The 1,617-nt window shown below is 68.9% G+C and carries 1 protein-coding gene; it reads right to left on the bottom strand.

Annotated features, from left to right (window positions below; all coding sequences use genetic code 11):
• On the bottom strand, nucleotides 1–1,149 hold a 1,149-nt coding region (locus ACY45C_RS02405; protein ID WP_462186031.1), incomplete at its 3' end, for an acyl carrier protein.
• Nucleotides 1,150–1,617 lie beyond the last annotated feature (468 nt).

The following is a 1,617-nucleotide window of genomic DNA, read 5'->3' as shown; positions in this document are numbered from 1 at the left end:
GGTGCCGTCGGCGTTGGCGGAGAACGCCTTGCACCGCCCGTCCGGCGCCAGGCCCCGCTTGCGGCTGAACTCCACCAGGATCCCTGGGGTCGACATCACGGTCACCCCACCGGCCAGGGCGAGGTCGCATTCGCCGGCCCGCAGCGCCTGGCCGGCCAGATGCACCGCCACCAGAGACGAGGAACACTGGGTGTCGATGGTCAACGCGGGCCCTTCCAGGCCGAGCGTGTAGGAGACGCGGCCGGCGATCACGCCGGAGGCGTTGCCGGTGAGCAGCTGTCCCTGGGCTTCGGCGGGCGCCGCATGCCAGGCGGGGCCATAGTCCTGCAGCGACACCCCGGTGAAGACGCCGGTCCGGCTGCCCCGCAGCGACCGTGGGTCGAGGCCCGCGTGCTCCAGAACCTCCCAGGAGATCTCCAGCATCAGCCGCTGCTGCGGGTCCACGGCCTGCGCCTCGCGTGGACCGATACCGAAGAATCCCGGGTCGAACAGCGCGATGCCGGGCAGGAACCCGCCATGGCGGGTGTAGGCGGTGCCAGGCTGATCGGGATCAGAATCGTAGAGCGCGTCGAGGTCCCAGCCCCGGTCGTCGGGCAGGCCGCCGACGGCATCCCGGCCCTCTCGTACCAGGTCCCACAGGGCTTCTGGTGAGTCGGTGCCGCCGGGCAGCCGGCAGGCCATGCCGATGATGACGACGGGATCATGGCCCCGGAACGACTCCGAGCCGACCTCGCCGGTGGCGGGAACGGCGATGGCCGCGGGAACGGCCGCGGGAACGGCGGTGGTCGCGGCGGGCTCGTCGATACCCAGCAACTCACGGCGCAGATGGCCGGCGAGGGCCTCGGGGGATGGCCGGTCGAACAACAGCGTGGCGGGCAGGCGCAGACCCGTCGCCGCGGACAGTTCGTCCCGCAGCCGCTCGGCGATGCCGCGGTACACCCCGAGACCACGCCAGGAGGATTCCCGGCCGAGGATGGCCGCGTCGCCGCTGCGCTCGGTCAGCACGGCGACCCGGCCGGCTATCAGGTCCAGCAGGAGCTCGCACTGGGCCGCCTCCGATCGGCCGGCCAGCCGGAGACGCCACGCCTCGCTCGTCCCACCACCGGTGCCGCGCGGCGATCGTGCCTGGATTTCGCGCGTATCGCGCATGCAAACTCCCAGCGTCCTATTCAATGAGGAAACGACGCGTCGGCGACAGCCGCGTCCGTCGCCGGGCGTTCGCCTTCGTCCGTTTCGGCGACGGGTCGACGGACAACGAAGAAGGCCGCCACGGATCAAAGTTAGGGCCAGCCGTTAGCGCTCGGTACGGAGTGGGACAAAATCCCGGAAAGCTGGAGCCGAGAACGACTTGGAATATCTCCTCTGGACGCGGAAGGGTAGGGCTCAGGCAACCGGCGAGGAGTCGGGTCGCGGAGCCGTCCGCTCTCCGTCGAGAGTGCGACGTCCCCATCTTCTCAGGGTACGACCATGCCGGCCGGGGGTGCGTGTCGTCGGTCACGTGTGAATAAGCATGAACGCCATGGGAGTCGAAATGAAATAACTTGCGCGTTTCGAACCCTCCACAGGCCTGTGACCTGCGATGATGTTCTCGATCACGTATTTGTTACTTCATTACGT

The organism is Frankia sp. CcWB2, assembly GCF_977927585.1.
Note: the sequence above shows the minus strand (reverse complement) of the source record. Positions and strands in the feature narration are given on the sequence as shown.